Annotated in this window: 19 protein-coding genes; 5 read left to right on the top strand and 14 right to left on the bottom strand. The window is 49.6% G+C overall.

Features of this window, described 5'->3' with window-relative positions; translation table 11 throughout:
• Window position 1 precedes the first annotated feature (1 nt).
• Window positions 2-1,057 (bottom strand): heat-inducible transcriptional repressor HrcA, encoded by a 1,056-nt coding sequence (hrcA, locus tag SFW65_08955; protein MDX1923242.1) that lies wholly within the window; start codon window positions 1,055-1,057, stop codon window positions 2-4.
• Between the two features lie 227 nt (window positions 1,058-1,284).
• Here hrcA and trpB point away from each other — a divergent pair, with 227 nt between their 5' ends.
• From trpB to SFW65_08930, 5 genes are all read left to right on the top strand, one after another.
• Complete coding sequence (gene trpB, locus SFW65_08950) at window positions 1,285-2,502, top strand: tryptophan synthase subunit beta (protein MDX1923241.1); 1,218 nt, start codon at window positions 1,285-1,287, stop codon at window positions 2,500-2,502.
• On the top strand, window positions 2,499-3,326 hold the full coding sequence (gene trpA, locus SFW65_08945) for a tryptophan synthase subunit alpha (protein ID MDX1923240.1): 828 nt from the start codon (window positions 2,499-2,501) through the stop codon (window positions 3,324-3,326). The genes trpB and trpA overlap by 4 nt, the downstream gene beginning before the upstream one ends.
• Window positions 3,327-3,342: 16 nt before the next feature.
• Window positions 3,343-4,236, top strand: a complete 894-nt coding sequence (accD, locus tag SFW65_08940) for an acetyl-CoA carboxylase, carboxyltransferase subunit beta (protein ID MDX1923239.1) — start codon at window positions 3,343-3,345, stop codon at window positions 4,234-4,236.
• Window positions 4,237-5,538, top strand: coding sequence for a folylpolyglutamate synthase/dihydrofolate synthase family protein (locus tag SFW65_08935; protein ID MDX1923238.1), 1,302 nt, complete (start codon window positions 4,237-4,239; stop codon window positions 5,536-5,538). It abuts the gene before it with no gap.
• 93 nt (window positions 5,539-5,631) lie between these two features.
• Window positions 5,632-6,243: a hypothetical protein gene (locus tag SFW65_08930; protein ID MDX1923237.1), complete on the top strand. Its 612-nt coding sequence runs from the start codon at window positions 5,632-5,634 to the stop codon at window positions 6,241-6,243.
• A gap of 6 nt (window positions 6,244-6,249) precedes the next feature.
• On the opposite strand, the gene trxA is transcribed toward SFW65_08930, so the two are convergent.
• From trxA to SFW65_08865, 13 genes are all read right to left on the bottom strand, one after another.
• Entirely contained in the window at window positions 6,250-6,579 is a 330-nt protein-coding gene (gene trxA, locus SFW65_08925) for a thioredoxin (protein MDX1923236.1), read from the bottom strand.
• 78 nt (window positions 6,580-6,657) lie between these two features.
• The gene (gene addA, locus SFW65_08920; GenBank protein ID MDX1923235.1) at window positions 6,658-10,137 is read right to left on the bottom strand and encodes a double-strand break repair helicase AddA; all 3,480 of its coding nucleotides are present in this window, start codon (window positions 10,135-10,137) and stop codon (window positions 6,658-6,660) included.
• The gene (locus SFW65_08915; protein ID MDX1923234.1) at window positions 10,134-13,052 is read right to left on the bottom strand and encodes a PD-(D/E)XK nuclease family protein; all 2,919 of its coding nucleotides are present in this window, start codon (window positions 13,050-13,052) and stop codon (window positions 10,134-10,136) included. The genes addA and SFW65_08915 overlap by 4 nt, the downstream gene beginning before the upstream one ends.
• A gap of 1 nt (window position 13,053) precedes the next feature.
• Window positions 13,054-13,779, bottom strand: coding sequence for a nucleotidyltransferase family protein (locus SFW65_08910; protein ID MDX1923233.1), 726 nt, complete (start codon window positions 13,777-13,779; stop codon window positions 13,054-13,056).
• On the bottom strand, window positions 13,776-14,786 hold the full coding sequence (locus SFW65_08905) for a phosphotransferase (GenBank protein ID MDX1923232.1): 1,011 nt from the start codon (window positions 14,784-14,786) through the stop codon (window positions 13,776-13,778). Before SFW65_08905 ends, SFW65_08910 begins: the two co-directional genes overlap by 4 nt.
• Window positions 14,753-15,211 carry a tRNA (adenosine(37)-N6)-threonylcarbamoyltransferase complex ATPase subunit type 1 TsaE gene (gene tsaE, locus SFW65_08900; protein MDX1923231.1) on the bottom strand — a complete coding sequence of 153 codons (459 nt, stop codon included), beginning with the start codon at window positions 15,209-15,211 and terminating at the stop codon, window positions 14,753-14,755. The genes SFW65_08905 and tsaE overlap by 34 nt, the downstream gene beginning before the upstream one ends.
• Window position 15,212: 1 nt before the next feature.
• A complete protein-coding gene (locus SFW65_08895; protein ID MDX1923230.1) occupies window positions 15,213-17,684 on the bottom strand; it encodes a PAS-domain containing protein in 2,472 nt (823 codons plus the stop codon).
• Window positions 17,685-17,768: 84 nt separating this feature from the next.
• Window positions 17,769-19,082 carry an adenosylhomocysteinase gene (gene ahcY, locus SFW65_08890; protein MDX1923229.1) on the bottom strand — a complete coding sequence of 438 codons (1,314 nt, stop codon included), beginning with the start codon at window positions 19,080-19,082 and terminating at the stop codon, window positions 17,769-17,771.
• A gap of 126 nt (window positions 19,083-19,208) precedes the next feature.
• Window positions 19,209-20,954, bottom strand: a complete 1,746-nt coding sequence (gene ptsP / locus SFW65_08885) for a phosphoenolpyruvate--protein phosphotransferase (protein ID MDX1923228.1) — start codon at window positions 20,952-20,954, stop codon at window positions 19,209-19,211.
• Window positions 20,947-21,231, bottom strand: coding sequence for an HPr family phosphocarrier protein (locus SFW65_08880; protein MDX1923227.1), 285 nt, complete (start codon window positions 21,229-21,231; stop codon window positions 20,947-20,949). The genes ptsP and SFW65_08880 overlap by 8 nt, the downstream gene beginning before the upstream one ends.
• An 11-nt stretch (window positions 21,232-21,242) precedes the next feature.
• Window positions 21,243-21,650: a PTS sugar transporter subunit IIA gene (locus SFW65_08875; protein MDX1923226.1), complete on the bottom strand. Its 408-nt coding sequence runs from the start codon at window positions 21,648-21,650 to the stop codon at window positions 21,243-21,245.
• A 13-nt stretch (window positions 21,651-21,663) separates the two neighbouring features.
• Window positions 21,664-22,566: an RNase adapter RapZ gene (gene rapZ / locus SFW65_08870; GenBank protein ID MDX1923225.1), complete on the bottom strand. Its 903-nt coding sequence runs from the start codon at window positions 22,564-22,566 to the stop codon at window positions 21,664-21,666.
• The gene (locus SFW65_08865; GenBank protein ID MDX1923224.1) at window positions 22,559-22,984 is read right to left on the bottom strand and encodes an HPr kinase/phosphatase C-terminal domain-containing protein; all 426 of its coding nucleotides are present in this window, start codon (window positions 22,982-22,984) and stop codon (window positions 22,559-22,561) included. Before SFW65_08865 ends, rapZ begins: the two co-directional genes overlap by 8 nt.
• Between the last annotated feature and the right edge of the window lie 145 nt (window positions 22,985-23,129).

The raw sequence follows: 23,129 nt of genomic DNA, 5'->3' as shown, positions 1-23,129 counted from the left end.
CTTAACCTACCATTTTACCAATTAGTTTTGCGGTATAATCCACCATTGGAATAATTCGCGCATAATTCATACGCATCGGGCCAATGACACCGATTGCACCGATAATTTTTTCTTTGCTGTTCATATAGGGCGAGACAATCATGCTGCAACCGCTACCCTTAAACAAGCGATTTTCTGCACCGATATAAATCTGCACGCCTTCCGCGACTTGCGTTGCATCCAGCAGTTTCAGCATCGTTTCGCGGGTCTCCAATACCTCGAACAAGCCCCTGATGCGCTCCAGATCCTCCACCGCATTTACATCCTCAAGCAGTTTGGACTGACCGCGTACAATCAGATGCCCGCCGCCCACTTCGCCGGACCATATGGCAAGTCCTGCTTCGACAACTTTTGCAGTCAAGCTATCCAGCTCGTTGCGTTGTTTTGCCATTTCTTCACTGATGATTTTGCGCGCTTCGCTTAACCCGCGCCCCGACAGATGCGCGTTGATGAAATTTGCGGCAAGGGTGAGTGAGTGCGCGGGTAAAGTATAAGGCAAATCAATCACACGGTTTTCAACCAGCCCGCCTTCACTGACCAGAACGACCAGCACGCGGTCAGGTGCAAGGCTGACAAATTCGATTTGTTTAAGCGGGCGTTCTTCTGCCTTTGGCACAACCACCATGCCCGCGCAGGATGATAAGCCCGACAATGTGCGCGTCATTTCATCCAGCGCCTGATTGAGATTCTTTCCCTTTGGGGCGGTCAGGCTTTCCAGTTCGCGGCGTTCATCATCGCTGATTGCACCAACTTCCAGAATGCCATCTACGAATAGCCGCATGCCCGCTTCGCTGGGCAGACGGCCCGCTGAGGTATGACGCGCTTCCAATAATCCTAGATCTTCCAAGTCCGCCATGACATTTCGGATGCTGGCGGGTGATAAATTACCCACCGGGGAATGTGCAAGGCGGCGCGATAGTGTACGCGAGCCAATCGGCTCCCCCGTTTCGAGGAAGCTATCCACGATTTGCCGCAGAATTTCGCGGCTGCGTTCGTTCATTTTCGAGATAACACTCATGTTAAGCTTTTAACATTGATTACAAGGTTTTACGTGCTAATTCGTACTTATTTAGGGATTTCCGGCATCCCTTGCAAGGGCAGCAGAAAAAAGCCAAACTGCCGCCTCTTTAGGATTGGTTCGGCGGCATAAGCCGCCGCCTTGCCAATTAAATAAATGGGGCGGCTCGGCATACCAACGAGCCTACATAAAGAGATGATGCCGTTGGTATGATAAAGGACGTAGGTATGACCAAAGCTGCAACAAATTCGTATCGCCAAGGCCCCGATGAACGCGGGCATTTTGGGCTGTTTGGCGGGCGGTTTGTGGCTGAAACCTTGATGCCGCTCATTCTGGAAGTTGAAAAAGCCTATAACGCCGCCAAGGCCGACCCCGAATTTCAAAAAGAGCTGGATTATTATCTAGAGCATTATGCGGGGCGCCCTTCCCCACTCTATTTTGCAAAGCGCCTGACCGCGCATTTGGGTGGTGCAAAGGTTTATTTTAAGCGCGACGAATTGAACCACACTGGCTCCCATAAAATCAATAACTGCATGGGGCAGATTTTGCTGGCACGCCGCATGGGCAAGAAACGTATTATTGCCGAAACCGGCGCTGGACAACATGGTGTGGCAACAGCAACCGTTGCAGCCTTGTTCGATCTGCCCTGCACTGTATATATGGGCGCGGTAGATATTGAACGTCAAAAGCCGAATGTATTCCGTATGAAACTGTTGGGCGCAACCGTCGTTCCGGTTAAATCAGGCTCCCACACATTAAAAGACGCCATGAACGAAGCGTTGCGTGACTGGGTTACCAATGTGGAAGATACATTCTACATCATCGGCACAGCCGCGGGTCCGCATCCATACCCTGCGATGGTGCGCGACTTTCAATCGGTGATTGGCAAAGAATTGCGCCAGCAAATGATGAAGGCCGAAGGGCGTTTACCGGATAGTTTGGTAGCATGCATTGGCGGCGGTTCCAACGCCATTGGACTGTTCTATGACTTTTTGGATGACGTAAATGTTAAAATGTACGGCGTTGAAGCAGGTGGACATGGAATTGAAACCGGAAAGCATGCAGCATCATTAAATGGTGGACGCCCCGGTGTGTTACATGGCAACCGCACCTACTTACTTCAGGATTCAGATGGCCAGATTCTGGAAGGCGATAGCATCTCCGCTGGTTTGGATTACCCCGGAATTGGGCCAGAACATTCCTACCTGTTCGATACCAAGCGCGTGAAATATGTTTATGCGACGGACAAAGAAGCATTAGATGCGTTCCAGTTATGCTGCAAGATGGAAGGAATTATTCCTGCACTTGAACCATCACACGCGCTTGCTTACGTAACCAAACTTGCACCAACCCTGCCAAAAGATCATATTTTGGTAATGAACCTGTGCGGACGCGGCGATAAGGATATTTTCAATGTGGCCGAAAAATTAGGGGTTACATTATGACGAACCGTCTCGACACGCGCTTTGCAGAATTACGCAAAAATAATCAGGCTGGCTTCATCAGCTTTACCGTTGCGGGCGACCCTGATCTGGAAACATCACAAAAACTGCTTGAAGCACTTCCAGCTGCCGGCGTTGATGTAATTGAACTGGGCATGCCATTCACCGACCCGATGGCCGATGGTCCTGCCATTCAAGCTGCGGATTTACGTGCCCTAGCTGGTGGTATGACATTAGTCAAAACACTTGGCATGGTACAGGCATTCCGCAAAACCAATTCAACCACACCCATCGTACTCATGGGTTATTACAACCCCATTTATTCCTATGGCGCAGAAAAATTCGCGCACGATGCAGCCGCCGCTGGCGTGGACGGGTTGATCATTGTTGATTTACCCCCCGAAGAAGATGAGGAATTTCGTGTGCCCGCGCAAAAGGCCGGCATGCATGTTATTCGCCTGACGACACCCACGACGCATGATAAACGTCTGCCGGTGGTGCTGAGCAATTCGGGCGGGTTCTTATATTATGTATCCATTACTGGCATTACTGGCGCAGCAACCGCCAGCGAACAACAGGTGCAAGCTGCGGTATCACGCCTGAAACAGCATTCAAACCTTCCGGTTGCCGTTGGCTTTGGCATTAAAGATGCAGCGGCAGCCCAAACCGTAGCACGCCATGCTGACGCCGTAGTTGTAGGCAGCGCGATTGTGCAAAAGGTGGAAGCCAATATCCCAACCAAACAAGATCTCGTCAAAAACGTATGCGCTTATGTTGAAAATTTAAGTGCAGCAGTACACAAAGCCCGCAATAAAGCTGCGGCATAATACAGGAAAGAAACCCATGAACTGGATCAGTAATTTTGTTCGCCCGAAAATTCGCGCATTGGTTACCAAAAAAGATGTGCCGGATAATCTTTGGGAAAAATGCCCCGGTTGCGGCGCTATGCTGTTCAAGCGCGAACTGGAAGATCATTTTAATGTATGCCGCGCCTGTGGCCACCATTTGCGTTTGGAGCCGCTGCGTCGCCTGCATATGCTGTTTGATGATGGGGATTTCAAATTATTGACCTTGCCGAAAACAGTCAGTGACCCGCTTAACTTTAAAGACATGAAGAAATATTCCGACCGTATGCGCGATGCACGCAAGCGCACCGGGCAACGCGATGCGATTTTTGTCGCCGAAGGCAAGATGGCCGCGCGCCCTGTTGTCATCGCAGCATTCGATTTCGGTTTCATGGGCGGTTCCATGGGTACCGCTGTTGGCGAAGGTATCGTTACCGCCGCCAAGCAAGCCGTTGCGAATAAAACCCCGCTGGTCATCATTCCGGCATCCGGCGGCGCGCGCATGCAAGAAGGCATTTTATCGCTGATGCAAATGCCGCGCACAACAATTGCCGTGAACATGGTCAAGCAAGCTGGCCTTCCCTATATCGTGGTATTGACCGACCCAACAACGGGCGGTGTGACGGCATCATTCGCAATGTTAGGCGATATTCATATTGCCGAAAAAGGAGCGCAGATTGCATTTGCGGGCGCGCGCGTGATTGAAAGCACCATTCGCGAAACCCTGCCGCAGGATTTCCAACGCGCGGAATATTTGCGTGACCATGGCATGGTTGATATTGTGGTTCACCGCAAGGATTTGCGCGACACCCTGATTAAGGTGTTAAGCCTGTTAATGCCGGAAAAAGAAAAGAAGAAAAAAAGAAATCTGCCTGTTATTTCTGGCAGATAAATGCGGCATTCTTCGCAAGACATACTTGCGCGATTAAATGCGTATCATTCGGTTAATGTCGATTTATCGTTGCGTGATAGCTATGCCCAATTGCTGGGTGCGTTAGGTAATCCGCAACTTAAGCTGCCACCTATCATCCACGTTGCGGGCACGAACGGCAAAGGTTCCACCATTGCGTTTTTGCGCGCGATGCTGGAAGCATCTGGGCTAAAGGTTCATGTATATACATCCCCGCATCTAGTCTCATTCCATGAACGCATCCGGCTTGCTGGTCAATTGATTAGCGAAGATGATTTATGTGACGTGCTGCTGGAATGCGAACGGTTGAATGACGGCGCACCTGTCACCCAATTTGAAATCACCACCGCCGCCGCGTTCCTTGCCTTTTCCCGCGTGACTGCGGATGTATTGCTGCTTGAGGTCGGGCTTGGCGGGCGGCTTGATGCCACCAATATGATTTCCCAGCCATTGGCGAGTGTAATTACCCGCATTTCCTATGATCACCGCGATTTTTTAGGCAACAGCCTTCACGAAATCGCCAGTGAAAAAGCCGGGATTTTCAGGAAAAACATCCCCGCGATTATCGCCCCGCAATTTGCACAAGAAGTCACGCAAACACTGATTGAAAAGGCAGCTGCCACACAAACGCCGTTACATGCATACGGCACGGATTGGTCATACACACCCAACAGCACCGGCCTTGAGTTTGTTGTGAATGGCAAAGCAACCCAGTTTCCAAAACCCAACTTAATCGGGATGCATCAATACGCAAACGCCGCAACCGCGATTGCGGTTTTAAAACAACAAACCAAATTCAACATTGATGATGCAGCAATTGCTCACGGTGTTCAGCACGCCGAATGGCCGGCACGGTTACAACAATTGAAAAACGGACCTTTGGTGGATTTGCTGCCGCAAGGGTATGAGCTTTGGCTGGATGGCGGACATAATGACAGCGCGGGGGATATGCTGGCAATTCAAGCCGCCAGTTGGGCCGCGCAGGATAAAAAACCATTGATGGTTATTCTGGGGATGTTGGCAAGCAAACATCCGGAAGAATTTCTGGCATCACTTGCATCGCATATTTCGGCGCTTGCGGCTATTCCCATTCCCAATGAAAAAACACAAAGCGCAGATACCCTTGCATTAACCGCGCGGGAAACTGGCATCAAAATCACACAAAACCACCAAAACGCGCAGGATGCATTGAAATGGCTCATCAGCCTTTCGCCGCAACCTGCACGCATTTTGATTACCGGCTCGCTCTATTTGGCGGGTCAAATATTGCAGAAGAACAAATAATATAAGTAATAAATCGATATTTATTGAGTGTTAACCACCCCTATTCTATCTTTTACCAGTCCTTATACCCAGTTCACGCCAGAAAGACATTCAATGAAAGAACTGAAGCCAGAGCCATTAGACGCAGAAGCGGCCGCGCCGATTATTGCGGAAATCAAACCGTTGCTGGAAGCAAAAAATATGAATTTGAATGCGCTGGATATCCGCGCAGCAAGCCTTCCATGGTATGAAGATTTCAAATTCTATATTTTACAGGATCATGAGCAAACCCGGTATATGCTGTACAAGCCAGGTGATGCGGAATTACTGAACTGGACCAATGAAATCATCTACCGCGTGAATGACAAGGCGCCCATCCGTTTGGATCGCAAAAATGTTATCGCGTATGCCAAATTCTTTTTCCACTATGTACGTGGCCAATTAGGCCGTTTCATCATTGTAGAGAAACCAGATGATGTGGCGTGGCTGGATAATGCGAACGCCGAAGAAATGCAAAAGGTGAATGACCGCTTGATGCCTGTGACCTATAAAGGTATTGGACGCGATAACCGCTATTTATTGACCGCCAGCGTGGTGTTTAAAAACGCGCTATTTAAAACGAATATCCGCGTTGCACCCGATGGATTGATGGAATTGACGGATGAGGAACTTCTGCTCGAAGACCTCAATGTGCCGATCGATCCACCACCGCCATTAGAGTTCTAATTGCAGTTAAGCCAGCTTTGACTTAACCCATGCCGATAGCTGGGATTTTGGCATTGCGCCAACTTTGGTTTCCACCAATTGGCCGCCTTTGAACAACATCAAGGTTGGGATACCGCGCACGCCATATTTGCTTGGCGTCATCGGATTTTCATCGATATTGACCTTAGCGATGCTTAATTCTGCGCCCATTTCACCGGCGATCTCTTCCAAAAAGGGGCCTATCGTTTTGCATGGGCCGCACCATTCCGCCCAGAAATCAACCAGCACAGGTTTTTCTGATTTTAGAACATCTGCTTCGAAACTTGCGTCGCTTACGGCAATGGTATTGTTACCCATTTGGTTCTCCAAAAAGTCCTTTAAAAACAATCTCTGTCTTAATTATATGGCGCTGGTTTTACTGGGGTCAAGAGCCTATCAAGAGCTCAAATTGTCCAGAATCCTCATGCCGCGCTGCAATGAGGCATCATCCAGCTCCATTAAGGTAAGGTTATGTGTCCACAGCAAGCCCGCGCGTAGTTTGCGGCCCTTATAAATCTGCTCCAGCAGGATTTTATAACATGCCATTTGCGCAGCATATCCATGCTCCACGTCGGCGGTTGTGCGTGGCGGCGGGCGGTTGGTTTTAAAATCAATCACGAGCACTTCTGTATCGGTCACCAGCAAGCGGTCAATCTGCCCTGAAAAATATTTGCCATTGATTGTGCCAATGATGGGAACTTCGGCCTGCGCATCTTTTGAAAAAACATCTGCGAAAACAGGATTGCGCAGTACTGCCATAACTTCCTGAACATCCTTTAGCATGACATCACGATCGCTTCCACTACTTTGAATTAAAAAGCGTGCCGCAGCTTCTTCGCGCTGGTCATCGGGAATATTGGGTAGCAGTTGCAGCAGACGGTGCAATAAGCGCCCACGCATAAAGGATGACGCAGTACCGGATGCCGATGGACTTAATTGCGTTTCATCGCCACGCTGCAGCATGGATGGATTGTAAATCGGCTGTTTTGCAGATATGGGGGGAATAGGCTGCAAAAGCCATGCGGGCGGTTGGTGAAGGTCGGTTGTAATATTTGGCACGGGCGCAACCGGAGGCGATAATGTTTGCACATCACCAAATTTCCAGATGGGTTCGCCGTTTAGTTCGGTAGCATCCGCCGCAAGTTGGTTCATGGCATCCTGGATATGGGCTTGCCATGGCTGGGGCTTGGCTTCTTCGTCTTTGATTGCACTGCATAATATCAACACATCTGCCGCTCTGGTGAGGGCAACGTATAACAGACGCCGGTGTTCTTCATCGCGCGCTTCTTTTGAAAATGCCTTGCACGCTTCGACTGCTGGAACTTTTTTTGCAACGGGTGTTGCGGGAAATACAAATCCGTCACTATCCCAAAACACCGAGGGTTGTTTTCCTTGCTTATGCGGGTCACGCATTAAATCAGGCATGATAATAATAGGTGCTTCCAGCCCCTTTGCGCCGTGGGTGGTCATGATGCGCACTTCGCAGTTGGCTTCGCTTTGTTCGCGCTTTAATTCGCTGTCGTCCTGCGCAATCGCGCGCACAAATAATTGCAAGGATAATGGATGCTGTGCATCATGCTGACGCGCAGCAGATAGTAATTGTTCCAAGGGGTCTATGGCATCCATCCCCAAACGATGGATAAGCGCGGTTTTTCCGCCAGCCGGATTACCGGGGCACGGCATCACGAAGATATGTGATAGCAAGGCAAAGGATGAAACCGTATCAACCTTAGCCAGCAAATGTTTCAGGTAATCACATATTGTATTCAGGCTTTGTGTGTCTTGTAATGCCTGCCACAATGAGCCGCTGCGCCGATGCGCGATTGCAAAAAGCTGTTCATCACTGATGCGAATGAATGGTCCGCGCAGCACCTCCGCCAGTGTTAAATCATCTTGCGGTAACAGCAAGAAACGGCAAAGGCTAAGCACATCCTGCACTGCCGGCTGCTTATGCAAAACCATGCGGTCAATGCCAGCTACTGGAATATTGCGTTCCTTTAGCGCGCGAATGATGGGCGAGAGTAAATGACTGCGCCTTTGCAGCAGAATGATGATGTCATCCGGCTTTACTGCGCGCTGTTGCCCTTCGCGTGTTTTAAGCTGGTAGCTTTGTGATAGCCAGGTTGCAATTGTATCGGCAATGCGTTGCGCCAAGCGCACATAGGCATGCTTTGAATCATCGCGTTCTAACGGCGCTTCCCATGGTTGCGGCAACGGCTTCATTTCCGTTTTTACAGGCGACCACAGCTCCACCATACCGCGCATGGCGCGATATGGATAATGCCGCAAAGCTGTATTGCTAACCCCTTTGCGGATTTCATCGCGCCTGAACACTTCATCAACAAATTCCAGAACAGCGGAGGTGGAGCGGAAGGATTGAATGCGGTCAACTTCAATCATCGGCTTTAACAAATGCTTGAACCGTGCAAATAGCTGCGCTTTTACTTCCAGATAATGACGATGATTGGCACCTTGAAAACTGTAGATGGATTGCTTTTCATCGCCCACGACAAATAAAGTGCGGGCTTCATCCTCCCTGGCGCCGCGTCCTGATAAAACTTCATCGAGCAGAGCAAAGATGATGTCCCATTGTTCCGGGCTGGTATCTTGCGCTTCATCAATTAAAATATGATCGATACCACCATCCAGCTTATACAATACCCACGGCGCGAGTTCGGGCTGCGTAAACACATCACGGGTTGTTAAAATCAAATCATCATAGGTGAGCTGCGCATTACGGCGCTTAACGTCCTTGACCAGCTGCCATAGATGCTGCGCAAGAATGTAAAATGCAACGTGCTGATGATAAAAACGCAGGGCATTGCGGGTTTGCACGAGTGCTAGCACGCGCTGCGCTTCCCTATTCAAAATATCAGCGATGGATGGATTATTTTTTTCAATATCCTTGGTAAATAACTTGGCACGTACCGTTTCTTCGGTAGTGAGATAGGCCAAGGCGTATTCATCAAAATGTGGCGCGCGGTTTTGTTTATCATGCACCCATTTAGAAATGGCTACGCCGCGTTCTTTGTCGGTCTTACTGCCAGCCTGTAGCCAATCTGCTGCCTGTAGCAGTTCATTTTCGGGCACCGATTGTTGTTCGAGCAATTCGCGCTCACTGCCAATAAAAACAAGATTAAGCTTTGTTTGCAGGGATTTTGCAAAATTTTCAGGCGTTGGATGCGCAGCAAAATGCGCTGCCCATTTGCCGGAGTTTTTAAACACCTCCCCCAGCATTTCCTTTGTGCGGGATGTTGCTTGGCTGTATCCGAGTGTGGTCAGCGCATCATTTAATGCAGGGCTGGTTTTAATCTGCCCATAAAATTCGGAAAGCACCTGTTCATGGAATAATTTTTCTGCTTCGCCTTCTAGCAGCGTGAAATGCGGCGCAAGACCGGCTTCATGCGGGAAGCGGTTTAAAATCATCTGGCAGAATGCATGCATCGTCATAATGCGAATGGCATCGGGGCGTTCCAGCGCAAAGGCAAATAAACGACGCGCTTCTTTTAAAACCGTGGGATTGGTTTTGAGCGCAAAGGTTTCTTCGAGTCTGTTTTGCAAATCACCTTCCGGTAAAATAGCCCATTGCTGCAGCTGCATGCGGATGCGGTTTTGCATTTCTGCTGCTGCTGCCTTGGTATAGGTAAGGCAGAGGATATTGGGCAGTACTTTATTTTTATGTGTGCGTTTTTCGATACGGTTTTGCAGCAATAAACGCAGCACGCGCTGTGTAAGCAACGTGGTTTTGCCACTGCCTGCCGATGCAGAAACCCAAACGGATTGCGCTGGATTTAATGCGCGCAAGCGCTGCGCTTCCTGTTGCTGCGCAAGCTCCGATGATTGGGGCAGTATATTTTTTTGGGCAGTGGCGCTCATCCGGCATCCTCCTGCTCGATTTCGCCTTTCGACCATTCGGCAACACGGGCAAGGCGCGCATAATCAGGCGAAGCTTCGAGAAGATTTTGGCGCGGCGCAGAACGAAATAGCGCATTCTTTTGTAAAAAGGCTTGGATAAAAGCCGTTAGACCATTTTGATGCAATACGATGGCGTCCGCATGCAAATTCATCGGTGCTTTTGAATCTAGTAACTTTTCACCTTCGGTTATGCGCACATAGCCAATTTTGCTGACATGCGTTTGCGCAAGATCTGGAAAACCCTGATTGGACGCAATAATTGCCTCCACCAGCAATTGGGGTTTTAGCGCAGTTTCCACCTCTGCTTTGCTTGGGATTGCACCCGTTTTATAATCGGAAATATGCACCGTATGATCGTTCAGCACATCAATGCGGTCAGCCTTGGCATGGACAACCGGATGATAATTTTGAATATTGAGCTTTGTTTCGCCGCGCTTTTCAGCAAAAAAGGCTGTCACCTCGGCGCGGCGCGCGCGTTCATATTCCCATACTTCTTCTGCAAGCAGCATAAGACGTGGCTGCATCATATGCAGTTCATCGGCACTGACCCCGTGCTTTAAAAACCCTTCGCCTAGCAGGTGCATAAATGTATGCTTGGCATCTTCCGGCCAATTGAATGGATAAGTTTTTGCAAGCGCATCGAGCACGGCATGGAAAATATTTCCTCTGTCCATTGCGCTGAGTTCGGCATCCAGTTCCTTAAGTGCATTAAGGCCCAGCACGCGTTTTGCGTAAAATGCGTAAGGGTCACGCACCCAAAGCTCGATATCTGTTGCGCTAAGCTTTGCTGGCAAAGCAGTATGTACAACACTGACTGCGGGCGGTTCACAAGGCGCAACATCTTCTACCCTATCCAATTCCTTTGCCCATTCATGCCAAGGCATCACAGGCTTTAGTGCATGTTCTGCGCCAAGCATTTTTAAAACCGCCTGCAAACGAAGCAGCCAGCGTGATGGGTTGGTAGGAGTAACCCCGCTGCGTTCACTGCGGAGCAGCGTTACATTTTTCTGCGCGGCAAGCTGGATAAAGTCATGCGCGGTTTGCCCAATATGCTGATCAGGAACAGGAAGCCCGAAGGTTTTACGCATCGCAGGTGACATCCACGGGTCCAGCATAGGCGCTTCCGGCCAGGAGCCCTCATTAAGGCCTGCCAGTATCATATGGTCAAACGACAACATGCGCGCTTCGATAAGGCCCAGAATATGAACACGCGGGTGTTGCCCATAGCGCAGACGGACAGGCTCCTGGCGCAAGCCAGCTGTGAAAATACCTATATAATCTTCAAAACTGCATTGGTAATTCTGGCTATGCGCGCGAAGACTGTCCATATACTGGGAAAGCACCTCCGCTGCTTCGCCCTGCCATACGTCTTGTTTGCACCACGCATTTGCAAGCGCTAGATGCATGTCGAGCCAGTGCGAGAACGATTTTATATGGTTGATGCTGGTGATTTCAGAAATGCCTTTGCGGATGGTTTGCAACAGCACTGCGTAAGGCTTGTTCGCAGGCATAATCGAAAGCCAAGTACCAATACCATGCCCACATATCTGCTGGCGAAAAAAATCAGTTTCCATTTCGCGCGCAAGTCGCAAACATTCTTCACGCGAAAGACCCAGCGACGTTAGCGGATGCTTTAAAAACGCCATTACGTCCGACGGTTTTAAATCATGGCGTGGCAAATGGAGCAGCAACGTGAAATAAGCAGCCAGTGCTGTTTCAGATAGAGGCGTGCCCGCACTGTCGTCAACTACGACATTCCAGCGCCGAAGCTGGGTTGCAACGCGTACTGCCAGTGAACGGTCTGGCGTTACAAGTGCAGCCGTTTCATCAGGCGTTTCCAGTACATGCCGCAAGATAAGGGCCGCAAGCTGGGCTTCATGTTGGTCATGCGCTGCGGTCAGGCTCTGCATTCCCTGCCATGGTTGTGCGTTAGCGAAGGTTTTTGCCAATTTTTCCCAATCATCGCTGTGTTCTGCCGGGCGCATGATTTCCGAAAGGAAATGCTGACGCGGCTGCGATTGCGGTGTGCCATCCCATATGGGGATATCTTCACGCTCGACATTTAATTTTTTAATCAGTTTTTTCAGCAGATATTGTGGATGTGTTTCGCTAATTGCATTCCAGCTTGCTTCATCCAGCGCAGCATCAAGCCCTGGCAGAACAACCGCTCCCTTTGGCAATGTTGATATCGTTTGCAATAAGTCAGCCGTGGATGGATGCGAACCCGTAGAACCCGCAGCGATTACATAATGGCTGGGCGGGTTTTTCTTCCAATGCTCGATCTGTAACGCGAATAGACGCTTGCGTCGATCAACCGCCTCGATCACATTCTGTTCTTCCAAAATTTTTGGCCAAACTTCTGTAATCACACCAAGGAAGGCGACAATGGTTTCCCAGTGCTTCGCCAATTCTTTTTCTTGAACCACGTTGGCGAGATTTTTGAAATCGCAATTTTCAATTAATACCTGATCCATCAAGCGGCCAAGATCGCCTGCCAATAAAAAGGCTTGCGTATGGGATACATCTGGTTCTTTTCGTGCCATAATTAGCTGTGTGAGCAGCAGCCGGCGGCGCATTGGCGAAATGGCGGGAGGAATATCCAGCACGGCTTTTGCCAATTCCGCATCGGCCGACAACACCAATTCATCTTCATCAATCGCAGAAAGCTGGCGAATGGCTGGGAGCAACATCGCCGCGCCATCTTTTTGCATGGCCAAAAACAAATCGCGTAGCGCCGTGCATGCACGGCGCGTAGGCAGCAGAATTAGCGCAGATTGAAATTCAGTCGGCGGTAATTTTTTCAATCCTGCAACCAGATTTTCAAGAAACGGTTCGCCGGCAGGAATATTAAAAATGGTTCTGGATTTTGGTGGCATGTTACCACCCGCTATGGTCAGCAAGTCGGCGATTGGCTTCGGCTAAATCTTCGGGCGTACCGACATGAAAACAGGTTCCATCATGGACGAGGCCGTATAAACGTCCTTTGGCTTCGGCGGCATCCCATACAATATTATTGGAAAAAACCGTTTGTGTGACGTCGCGAAATAAGGATGGTTTAACAATCTGCGCAGAAATAAAGACGTAAGGACGGGGTGGCTCCGTATCTTTTCGGGTAATACGGCCATCTGTGGCCATAAAAAAATCACCCTTGGCACCTTTAAAACCTAGCGCTTTTTCAAGCGGCATAAGCAGTAACAGGCAATCCATCGTTTCCGGATTGAAGGTGTTTGCAAGGCGCTGTAGCGCGGATACGGCGCCGTCGCGCCATGGTAAATCGGAATTAATGGCAAAAATGGGGTCATTACCCAAATGCGGCAACGCGTTCTTTATACCCCCGCCGGTATCAAGCAATATGTCTTCTTTCGATAAAATAATCTCCAAACGATTGATTGATTTTACATGCGCTTCAATTTGTTCAGCTTTGTAATGGGCATTAACCACGGCACGTTTTACACCAGCATCCACCAGCCTGTCTAACACCTGATCGAGCATGGTTTCACGGCCCACTTTCAGCAATGGCTTTGGCGTTTCAAGCGTGAGCGGGCGCATACGCATGCCAAGCCCGGCCGCCAATACAAAAGCTGTGTGCGGAATAAAACTCATGGCTTCCAATGCTCGCGAAAATTAGGGGGCACATATTCATCAAGCCATTGATAGACAGGAGCCAACGCAGGTTCGGCAGTGTGCAACATGAGCAAGCCCCATGTGCGCTTGAAAAAATCTTCGGTTGCAGGACTATCCTGCGTTACCCAGCGTTTTGCCAGAATACCTAAAATGCGCATGTGCCGTTGGCAGGCAAGAATATGATAAGACGTCATGAACCGCACCCTATCCTTAAACGTGGACGCATCAAGGTAGGTTTTCAACATATGGGCACGCAACACAGGCGATACATCTAGCCGTGCATCTTCAAGCAATGACGCAATATCGTAGGAAATCGGGCCGATACCGCCATCTTGAAAATCAATAGCAGCTGCTTTTCTGTGCCCTTCTTCATATTCCAGATACATAATATTAGCCGCATGATAATCCCGCAGCATCACCGAACGCGGAATGGCACAGGCTTCTTGAAGTGCACTTTCCCATGAATGCTGGAATGCAGAAACCGCTTGCGGCGAAAACGCGTGTTTCATCACGAAGCTGCCATAGGCATCTAAAAAAAAGCGCACTTGCTGCAAAAATAATTCTGCCGTGAATTGGGTTAGATGGTCAGTTGGCGGCACACGTGACGCATGCAAATGCTGTAATGCATCGACGGCAACGGAATATAAATGTTCGGGCTGCGCAGATTTGCGGATAATGGTGCCAAAGTCATTTTCGCCCAAATCCTCGATAATGGCGTAGCCTTTGTGCTTATCAACGGCGTAAATGGCAGGTACACGCATACCGCCCGCCTGCAATACCGATTGCATGGATAAAAACGGGGCAAGCTCTTCAGGTTTTGGCATAACCATGAGCAATGCCTTACGGTTGGCATCGGATAAGCGGATGTAATGCCGCGCAGAAAAATCACCAGGTAAAGGGGTACGCTGGGCTTTTTCCCAGCCATGAATGCTAAGAAAAAATTCCTGTTCGTTTATATCGTGAGGGGCTTCAGCCGTTGTGCCCATACATCATCACCTGTCATTGATACCTTGCGCTTTTGATTATCCTGCGCCGGATCCAAGTGTAGCTGTAGTTGATTGGGCGGTAAAAGGCCTTTTGCACGTTCAGGCCATTCGATAAAAAGAATACTGTTGATGAGGGCTTCTTCATAACCAAGCTCATATAGCTCCTCCGCCGTCTTTAGGCGGTAGAGGTCGAAATGCCAAAGATTGCCTTTGGGAGAATCATAGTGCTGCACCAGCGTAAAGGTAGGGCTGGGTACGGATTGTGCCCCCGCCAGTTTTTGGATAACCGCACGGATAAATGTAGTTTTGCCAGCCCCCAGATCGCCATGGAATGTCAGGCAATCACCCGCCTTAAGCAACGCGGACAAATCCTCTGCCAGCTTCTGCATCTGGTGTTCATCGCATTCACGTATCAAAATGTGCATATCAGGCCGTGATGGATTTAAGTGGGTGTTCTTGTGGCGCTTTCACCGGCAAAGTGCAGGTAATACGCGTGCCCTTGCCCTTCGTGCTGTCAATTAAAATACGACCGCCATGCAATTCAACAAAACTTTTCACGAGCGATAAACCCAACCCTGCCCCGCCCTGCTTGGCATGTGGATTGGTACGTTCGAACTTTTCAAACACGCGCAACTGGTCTTCTTCGGGAATGCCCATGCCATCATCGGTTACAAACAACGATACCCAATCACCCTGACGTTCCGCCGATAACACAATATGACCGCCTGGCGGTGTGTATTGAATGGCGTTGCTAATAAGATTGAACATCACCTGTTTCATGCGGTGTTCATCAACTTCGAAACTGCCGATAAGGTCGCTGCATTGAATGTCCATGCTCAAGGATTGCTGGCGCGTCCATTCACGTGTCATATCCGCCGTGCCTTCCAGTAAACTGCGCACAGGAACCGGTTTGCGGTTAAGGGCCATGCGGCCCGCTTCAATCGTTGCCAAATCAAGGACGTCGTTGATAAGCGCAAGCAGCTTCTTGCTTGCATCCATCATGGTGCGCGCATATTCCAGTTGACGTTCGTTGAGCGCTCCAAAATACTGGTTTGCCAGAATTTCGGCAAAACCCATGATGGTATTAAGCGGCGTGCGGAGTTGATACGATACATTCGCAACGAATTCTGACTTGAGTTTATCGGCAGCCGCAAGGGCGATGTTAGTTTCACGCAAGGCTTTTTCAGCACGAACACTATCGCTTACATCCAGATAGGAAATCAACACCGCGCCATCCGGTAACGGCACGCATGAGAATTCAATGACGAGTTCTTGCTGGCATTCATAGCGGCCGGCGCGCGTTGTTCGATCCAGTGTTTCGGAGACTGTATCGCGTTTGAATTCTGCCCAATCGCCGGAATAGTTCAGCAAGGGCTTCATCAATTCCACTACTTCACTAATATGTGGATGGGGCGCAAGCATATCATCCGCAATCTTCCAGATGCGGGCAAAGGCAGGATTATAAAGTTTAAGCTTGCCATCGCCGCCATAGACCGCGATGCCTTCGGCCAAATTATCCAGCGTTTCACGCTGCACGGCGATAAGCGTGTTATAGGAGGATTCGAGCGCCAGTTTATCGGTCACATCTTCATGTACGAACATGATGCCGCCAAACGGATGCGGCACGGCCATAATGCGCAGCGTTGTCCCATCTGGCAGATGCATCAAATCTTCGCGTTGTTCAATCAATGAGGTAAAGAGCGCGGTGCGTTCTTTCTTATACTTCTGGAAATCCGCCTGTTCTGGCGCACGGCGGCGGGAACGCAGATCTTCAAGAATTTCACTGAAGGTTGGCTCGCTCTTGAGGAATTCTTCATCGCTTGACCACAATTTCAAATACGAACGGTTAAAGAATTTAATACGTGTATCAGATCCATAAATGGCTATCGGCGTGCCGAGCTGATCCAGCACTTGCTCATGCGCTTTGATGTGGCGCTTTAATTCCGCATCAAGCTCCGACTCCCGTGTAATATCGGTGGCAAAGCCAATCATCGAACGGTCAGGACCGTTATAGCTTTCCATGATGTGGAGCAAGCGACGTTCGCCCTCAATCACAACGAAACGCTGTTCATGCTCCGCGCCATTTTTTTCGAACGCCATTTGTGAAAGTGTTTTGGCCTTACCGCGCTGGGATGAAGGCACCAGTTCGATTTGTTCGGCGATGATGTTTTCAACGCTGGCCCCGACAGATTTTGCATAGGCTTCGTTCACCCATTGCAACTTGAAATCCTTGGCGCGCAGCCATAAGGGGTATGGCACCTGGTTTAGTACCGCGCGCAATTCACCTAATTGGTTGCTGGCTTGCTGTAAACTCTCGCTCTGGCGGCGAATTTCTTCTACAAAACGCGATGTGTCACGCAACCACAATAATGCCACCGGTTGGGACTGCGATGGCAGTTGACGGCGCGAGCCATGAACCATAATCGCTTTCGCGCCGGAAATGCTGGTCACCTGCAAGCGGAACTCTTCACCTTTTTGCAACAGCTCTTTAATCAGGAACTGCAATTTCTCAGATGAGGCTGGTTGCAGCGCAGATAACACATCTTGCAAAACGCCAACGCGCTCAACACCCAATAGTTTTTCTGTCCCGTGCAACCGCAGTGCCTGACCTTGCGAACCTAAAATCACAAACGCATCCGGTGAAACTGAAAGCAGCACATCTTTAAGCTGGGATTCTTCCTGAAGCTTTGCAGCAGCCTTGCGCGATGAACGCGCTTGTTCAAAAAAGATGACGGTTGCGGTACCAATCAGCAGTACGACCGCAAGCAAAAAGAGATGGCTAAGTCCAACCGCTGCCTGCCCTGTATTTCCACCACGAAACAGCACAATAAGGAACGCGACCACTATAAGCAGCAGCACCCCTAATAATGGTGTATATCGTCGATACAGCTCTCTCACGGAATCTAAACCTACCTTCGTTGGTCAACGATGTTACCAAATCTTATAAAGATTAAGACTTGATTTAGGTAGATTCGCCCAAAATTAGTAACGGTAATGTTCGGGCTTATATGGGCCTGCTTCATTAATGCTGAGGTAGGCAGCCTGCTTTGCATTAAGCTTGGTCAGCTTAACGCCAAGCTTTTCAAGATGCAGGCGAGCTACCTTTTCATCGAGCTGCTTGGGCAGAACATACACCTTGTTCTCGTAGTTTTTGTGGTTGTTCCACAATTCCATTTGCGCCAAGACCTGATTGCTGAACGACGCACTCATCACAAAGCTGGGGTGCCCCGTTGCACAGCCCAAATTCACAAGACGACCCTGGGCCAACACAATCAAACGCTTGCCATCCGGGAATACCACTTCATCAACCTGTGGCTTTACCTCTTCCCATTTGTAATTGCGTAAGGATTCAATCTGAATTTCGCTATCGAAGTGGCCGATATTGCACACAATCGAACGGTCTTTCATCGCGCGCATATGTTCAAGCGTAATAACATCGACGTTGCCTGTTGCCGTTACGAAGATATCGCCCAGCGGCGCTGCATCTTCCATCGTGGTAACTTGATAGCCTTCCATCGCGGCTTGAAGCGCATTGATAGGATCAATTTCAGTAACCATCACGCGCGCGCCTTGGCTGCGGAGTGACGCAGCAGAACCTTTGCCCACATCGCCATAACCGCACACGACAGCAACCTTACCTGCCACCATTACGTCGGTTGCACGTTTAATACCATCCACCAGACTTTCACGGCAGCCATAGAGATTATCGAACTTCGATTTCGTCACGCTGTCATTGACGTTAATGGCTGGCACTTTTAATTTGCCTGCCTTCATCATTTCATACAAACGATGAACGCCCGTGGTGGTTTCTTCCGACAAACCTTTCACGTCTTTGAGCATTTCCGGATACTTATCGTGCATGATTTGGGTTACGTCACCGCCATCATCCAAAATCATATTTGGCGTCCAGCCATCTGGACCTTTCAAGGTTTGTTCAATGCAGTACCAGAATTCTTCTTCGGTCATGCCTTTCCATGCAAAGACAGGAATGCCTTTGGCAGCAATCGCCGCTGCCGCTTGGTCTTGCGTTGAAAAGATATTGCAGGATGACCAGCGTACGGTAGCGCCCAGTTCGATCAGCGTTTCGATTAACACCGCTGTTTGAATAGTCATGTGCAGGCAGCCGACAATGCGCGCGCCTTTTAAGGGTTGTTTGGATTTGAATTCGGTGCGCAGCGCCATCAGGCCGGGCATTTCGCTTTCGGCAATCGCAATTTCTTTGCGGCCCCAATCAGCCAGCGTGATGTCTTTTACTTTGTAATCGTTCTTTACGGCATTTACTGCGGCAGCTTGCATGGGGCTCTCTATATATAATGTGATTTAGGATACTATACGTTTACAGATGCTCACCTTTTGCCACAGGGGGGAAATGGTGACAACATCTATTCGCGCAAGTGATTTACAGGCAATTTATCGGATTGTTTAGACTTGCTTATTCGCCATTTCCTGCTTGATGAGGGTTTCGTCACTACTGCTCATTATTTTGGCAGCATGGCGGGTGGATTCGAGAAGGCTAAGTCCGCGAATAGTTCGTTTTACTTCCGGCAAACGTGGCGGTGACATCGATAGTTCGCGAATGCCAATGCCGATAAGAAATGCAGCCAGCTGGGGGTTGCCAGCCATTTCACCACAAAGGCTGATTGGGATACGCGCGCGCAGCGCTGCCTCGGTACTAAATTGAATAAGACGCAGTACCGCTGGATGCAGGGGATTATATAAATCGGCAACCTGTTCATCGCTGCGGTCAATCGCGAGCGTGTATTGCGTTAAATCGTTGCTGCCGATGGAAAAGAAATCAGAAACCTGCGCAAGCGCATCAGCGGCCAAGGCCGCGCCCGGAATTTCAATCATCACACCAACCGGCGGCAATGGGTCCGGCAATTCCTCACCGCGGCGTTGCAGGCGTTTGGCAACCAGATGTACTTTTTCACGCACTTGTTTTACCTGCTCCACACTGGAAATCATTGGCAACAAAATGCGCACAGGCCCATAGACGGCAGCGCGTAAAATGGCGGCAAGTTGCGTTTCAAATAATTTGGGTTGCTTGAGACACAAACGAATAGCGCGCAGCCCCAGCGCGGGATTGGTGCTTTCGCCATGCACATCGCCCAGCGCAGAGGATAGTTTTTCGCCGCCCAAATCAAGCGTACGAATGGTCATGACGCGGCCTTTCAGCCCCTCGACCATGCCGCGCAAGGCGATGAACTGTTCTTCTTCATCAGGTAATGTTTTGCGGTTCATGAACATAAATTCGGTGCGGAACAGGCCAACGCCCTGCGCGCCTGCATCTAATGCTTTGGTCAATTCACGTGGCAATTCCAGATTGGCCATGAGCATGACTTCGGCGCCATCGCTAGTAATGGCTGGAAGGCGTTTAAGCGTTTTGAGTTGTTCGCGTTCTTTTTTAAATTTCAGTTGCGCTTTGCGAAGGCGTGCGAGGGTTGCCGCAGACGGGTTGATAATAATCTCGCCTTCGAGCCCATCGACCGCAATCATCGTGCCGTCTTTGCAATGCAGTTTTAATCCTGCGGCACCAAGGACCGATGGCAAATCAAGCGCACGCGCCATAATCGCCGTGTGACCGTCAACGCCACCCAGCTCGGCAACAAAGCCCTGCACGGCCTCAGGATTGATTTGCGCAGTATCGGCAGGCGTAATGTCTTCGGCAACCAAGACACTGCCTTCGGGAATGTTGATGGTGAAATCGGCATTTTCGGTTTGCAGGTTGCGCAGCAGTCGTTGCCCCACTTCCTGAATATCCTTCATGCGCGAGGCAAGATATGCATCATCCATCGAGGCGAAGCTTTGCGCAAGATGCGCAATTTCATGCTGTAACGCCGCATCGGCATTTATTTTTTCAGATGCAATGCGTTTTTCAACGCCGCGTATCAGGCGCGAACCCGACAGCATCGCAATATGTGCATCCAGCAGAATGTTCATTTCTTCCGCAGCATCGGCGGGAAGATTTTCTGCTTTTGATTTGATGCGTTTGATTTGGCGCAGGGATTTAGTGACAGAATCTTGAAAGCGCAGGGTTTCTTCGGCAACGCCATCGGCCTTAATCGCATATTCGGGAACATGCAGGCGTGCGCTATCCAGAATAAAGGCTGGGCCAATCGCAATCCCCGCTGAAACCGCCAAGCCTTTCAAGACCAGTTCATCACTCATCTTCTTCAAACCTGTCGGAAATGAGTTGGCAAATGGCGGATAATGCTTCTTCCGCATCTTTGCCGTAGGCACAAATGCGCAAGGTTGTCCCCTTCGATGCGGCAAGCATCATAAGGCCCATGATACTGGTTGCGGCAACCTTCATGTCGCCGCGGCTGACTTCCATCACGGCTTCAAAATTAGAAACGCATTTTACGAATTTGGATGCGGCTCTGGCGTGCAACCCTTTTTGGTTGACAATTGTGACCTGTTCGCAGATTTCGGGATGCTCGGACATTCGCTGGCCAGTCAGGAAGCTTTGGCGTTGAGCAATTGTGATGCAACGGTGATATATTTACGGCCCGCTTCTTGCGCTTCGGCTACTGCTTCATCAAGCGCATGGGTTGCGCGCACGCTGACCAATTTAATCATCATCGGCAAATTCGCCCCTGCCAACACTTCGATATGCGCCTTCTCAATAATGGACAGCGCAAGGTTGCTGGGTGTACCGCCAAACATATCGGTAATTACAATAACGCCTTTGCCACGGTCATTGGCCGTGACGCTTGCCAAAATCTCCGCACGGCGCTGCTCCATATCATCTTCCGGACCAATGGAAATGGCTTGCGCAAATTTTTGCTCACCGCATACATGCTGGGTGGCGAGCAATAATTCCTTGCCTAAGTCACCATGCGTTACCAGAACCATTCCAATCATCTTATCCTCCATTTCATTTTGTTTCTTTTTTATCCATGTCGCGGTGTGTGAGTGCGACCACATATCCTTGCGCGGCAAGCATGGTACCAAGCTGTTCGGCGACAAACACCGAGCGATGTCGTCCACCTGTGCATCCGAGTGCGATGGTGAGATAATTTTTTCCTTCCTCTTTGTAGCGCGGCAAAAGTGGGAAAAGAAAATTGAGCATGCTCATGAAAAACGCATCAAAATCAGGATCAGATTTGATGTAATCGGCAACCGCCTGGTCACGCCCCGTGAGTTGGCGCAATTCCATATTCCAATGCGGATTTTTCAGAAAACGGACATCAAATATCAAGTCGGCTTCGCGCGGGACGCCGTATTTATATGAAAAAGATGAAACCGATACCGTTAACCCGCTATTATCGGTGCGATAATGGCCCACCAGCAGACGGCGCAAATCATGTGCGGATAATAAGGATGTATCAATCGTGTGATCGGCTGCTTCCTGCACGGGCGCAAGCATTTTGCGCTCCATAGCGATACCTTCCTTAACCGGACGGTCGCCCGCGAGCGGATGGCGACGGCGCGTTTCATTAAAGCGGCGCAGCAGCGCTTCGTCATCACAGTCTAAAAATAAAAGACGTGCATCAAGATGCGGATCGAGTTTGAACTCCCCAACATAACGCAAAAACATTTCAGCGTTGAATTCAGCGTTGCGGCTATCCACACTAATCGCAAGCGGTTTATTATTTTTGCTAGCGCCCTTAATCAGCGTTGGCACCATGGAGAGGCGGAGATTATCAACCGCTTCGTATCCCAAATCTTCGAGCGATTTTAAAACCGAGGAAAGGCCAGCACCTGACATGCCGGAAATAAGCACGACGCGGCGCTTGGTATTACGGGGTTTTAATTCGGTTACAATAGCATCATTCATGAGTGAGCTTATTTTGCAGGAATGCCCGCAGTTTCGCAACCGCTGAAGCCTCAAACGGATAAAGCTTAAGTACTGGCAAGCATATTCCTGCGATTTCGGTGTGAATCAGTTGCGGCAGTCGTTCAATTGCCTCTTTCGATTCACAGGTGACAACAAAATCCATACGTGCACTGGGAATAGTGGCGACTTTCAGCAGCCCGACACCACTGACTTCGAGCATTCCCTTGATTGTCTCTGGCGGCGAAGCGAAGAGTTGTTTTTCTTTTACCGTGAGCTGGGTGTAATCATCCGACACAAGACTGCCACCCGCATCGATGATACGTAGCGCCAAATCCGATTTGCCAGTGCCCGATGCGCCGCAAAGTAAAAGGCCGCGCCCGCAAAACACAACACTTGTGGCATGAAGTGGTGAAGTCATTTGATTTTGAATTTTTAAAAACTTACGCGAGTATATTGAGGAGTTCTTTTTCGGTTTTCAACTGTGCCTGAATAACCTTGGCATTAGCCGTGTATGAAATATCAGCCAATTTGCTGTTCACAATTTCCTCATCGAGGTTGATGTC

The organism is Alphaproteobacteria bacterium (assembly GCA_033762625.1).
GTDB lineage: Bacteria > Pseudomonadota > Alphaproteobacteria > UBA9219 > RGZA01 > RGZA01.
This window is presented reverse-complemented; position numbering and strand designations above follow the sequence as displayed.

What these genes read in the sequence shown, in the direction of transcription:
- rapZ (MDX1923225.1), bottom strand. Translation starts at nt 22,566, where the DNA reads ATGAATGATGCTATTGTAACCGAATTAAAACCCCGTAATACCAAGCGC.
- trpA (MDX1923240.1), top strand. Translation starts at nt 2,499, where the DNA reads ATGACGAACCGTCTCGACACGCGCTTTGCAGAATTACGCAAAAATAAT.
- ptsP (MDX1923228.1), bottom strand. Translation starts at nt 20,954, where the DNA reads ATGAGTGATGAACTGGTCTTGAAAGGCTTGGCGGTTTCAGCGGGGATT.
- trxA (MDX1923236.1), bottom strand. Translation starts at nt 6,579, where the DNA reads ATGGGTAACAATACCATTGCCGTAAGCGACGCAAGTTTCGAAGCAGAT.
- tsaE (MDX1923231.1), bottom strand. Translation starts at nt 15,211, where the DNA reads ATGCACATTTTGATACGTGAATGCGATGAACACCAGATGCAGAAGCTG.
- SFW65_08930 (MDX1923237.1), top strand. Translation starts at nt 5,632, where the DNA reads ATGAAAGAACTGAAGCCAGAGCCATTAGACGCAGAAGCGGCCGCGCCG.
- SFW65_08905 (MDX1923232.1), bottom strand. Translation starts at nt 14,786, where the DNA reads ATGGGCACAACGGCTGAAGCCCCTCACGATATAAACGAACAGGAATTT.
- addA (MDX1923235.1), bottom strand. Translation starts at nt 10,137, where the DNA reads ATGAGCGCCACTGCCCAAAAAAATATACTGCCCCAATCATCGGAGCTT.
- hrcA (MDX1923242.1), bottom strand. Translation starts at nt 1,057, where the DNA reads ATGAGTGTTATCTCGAAAATGAACGAACGCAGCCGCGAAATTCTGCGG.
- SFW65_08910 (MDX1923233.1), bottom strand. Translation starts at nt 13,779, where the DNA reads ATGAGTTTTATTCCGCACACAGCTTTTGTATTGGCGGCCGGGCTTGGC.
- trpB (MDX1923241.1), top strand. Translation starts at nt 1,285, where the DNA reads ATGACCAAAGCTGCAACAAATTCGTATCGCCAAGGCCCCGATGAACGC.
- SFW65_08935 (MDX1923238.1), top strand. Translation starts at nt 4,237, where the DNA reads ATGCGGCATTCTTCGCAAGACATACTTGCGCGATTAAATGCGTATCAT.
- SFW65_08865 (MDX1923224.1), bottom strand. Translation starts at nt 22,984, where the DNA reads ATGACTTCACCACTTCATGCCACAAGTGTTGTGTTTTGCGGGCGCGGC.
- ahcY (MDX1923229.1), bottom strand. Translation starts at nt 19,082, where the DNA reads ATGCAAGCTGCCGCAGTAAATGCCGTAAAGAACGATTACAAAGTAAAA.
- SFW65_08915 (MDX1923234.1), bottom strand. Translation starts at nt 13,052, where the DNA reads ATGCCACCAAAATCCAGAACCATTTTTAATATTCCTGCCGGCGAACCG.
- SFW65_08875 (MDX1923226.1), bottom strand. Translation starts at nt 21,650, where the DNA reads ATGATTGGAATGGTTCTGGTAACGCATGGTGACTTAGGCAAGGAATTA.
- accD (MDX1923239.1), top strand. Translation starts at nt 3,343, where the DNA reads ATGAACTGGATCAGTAATTTTGTTCGCCCGAAAATTCGCGCATTGGTT.
- SFW65_08880 (MDX1923227.1), bottom strand. Translation starts at nt 21,231, where the DNA reads ATGTCCGAGCATCCCGAAATCTGCGAACAGGTCACAATTGTCAACCAA.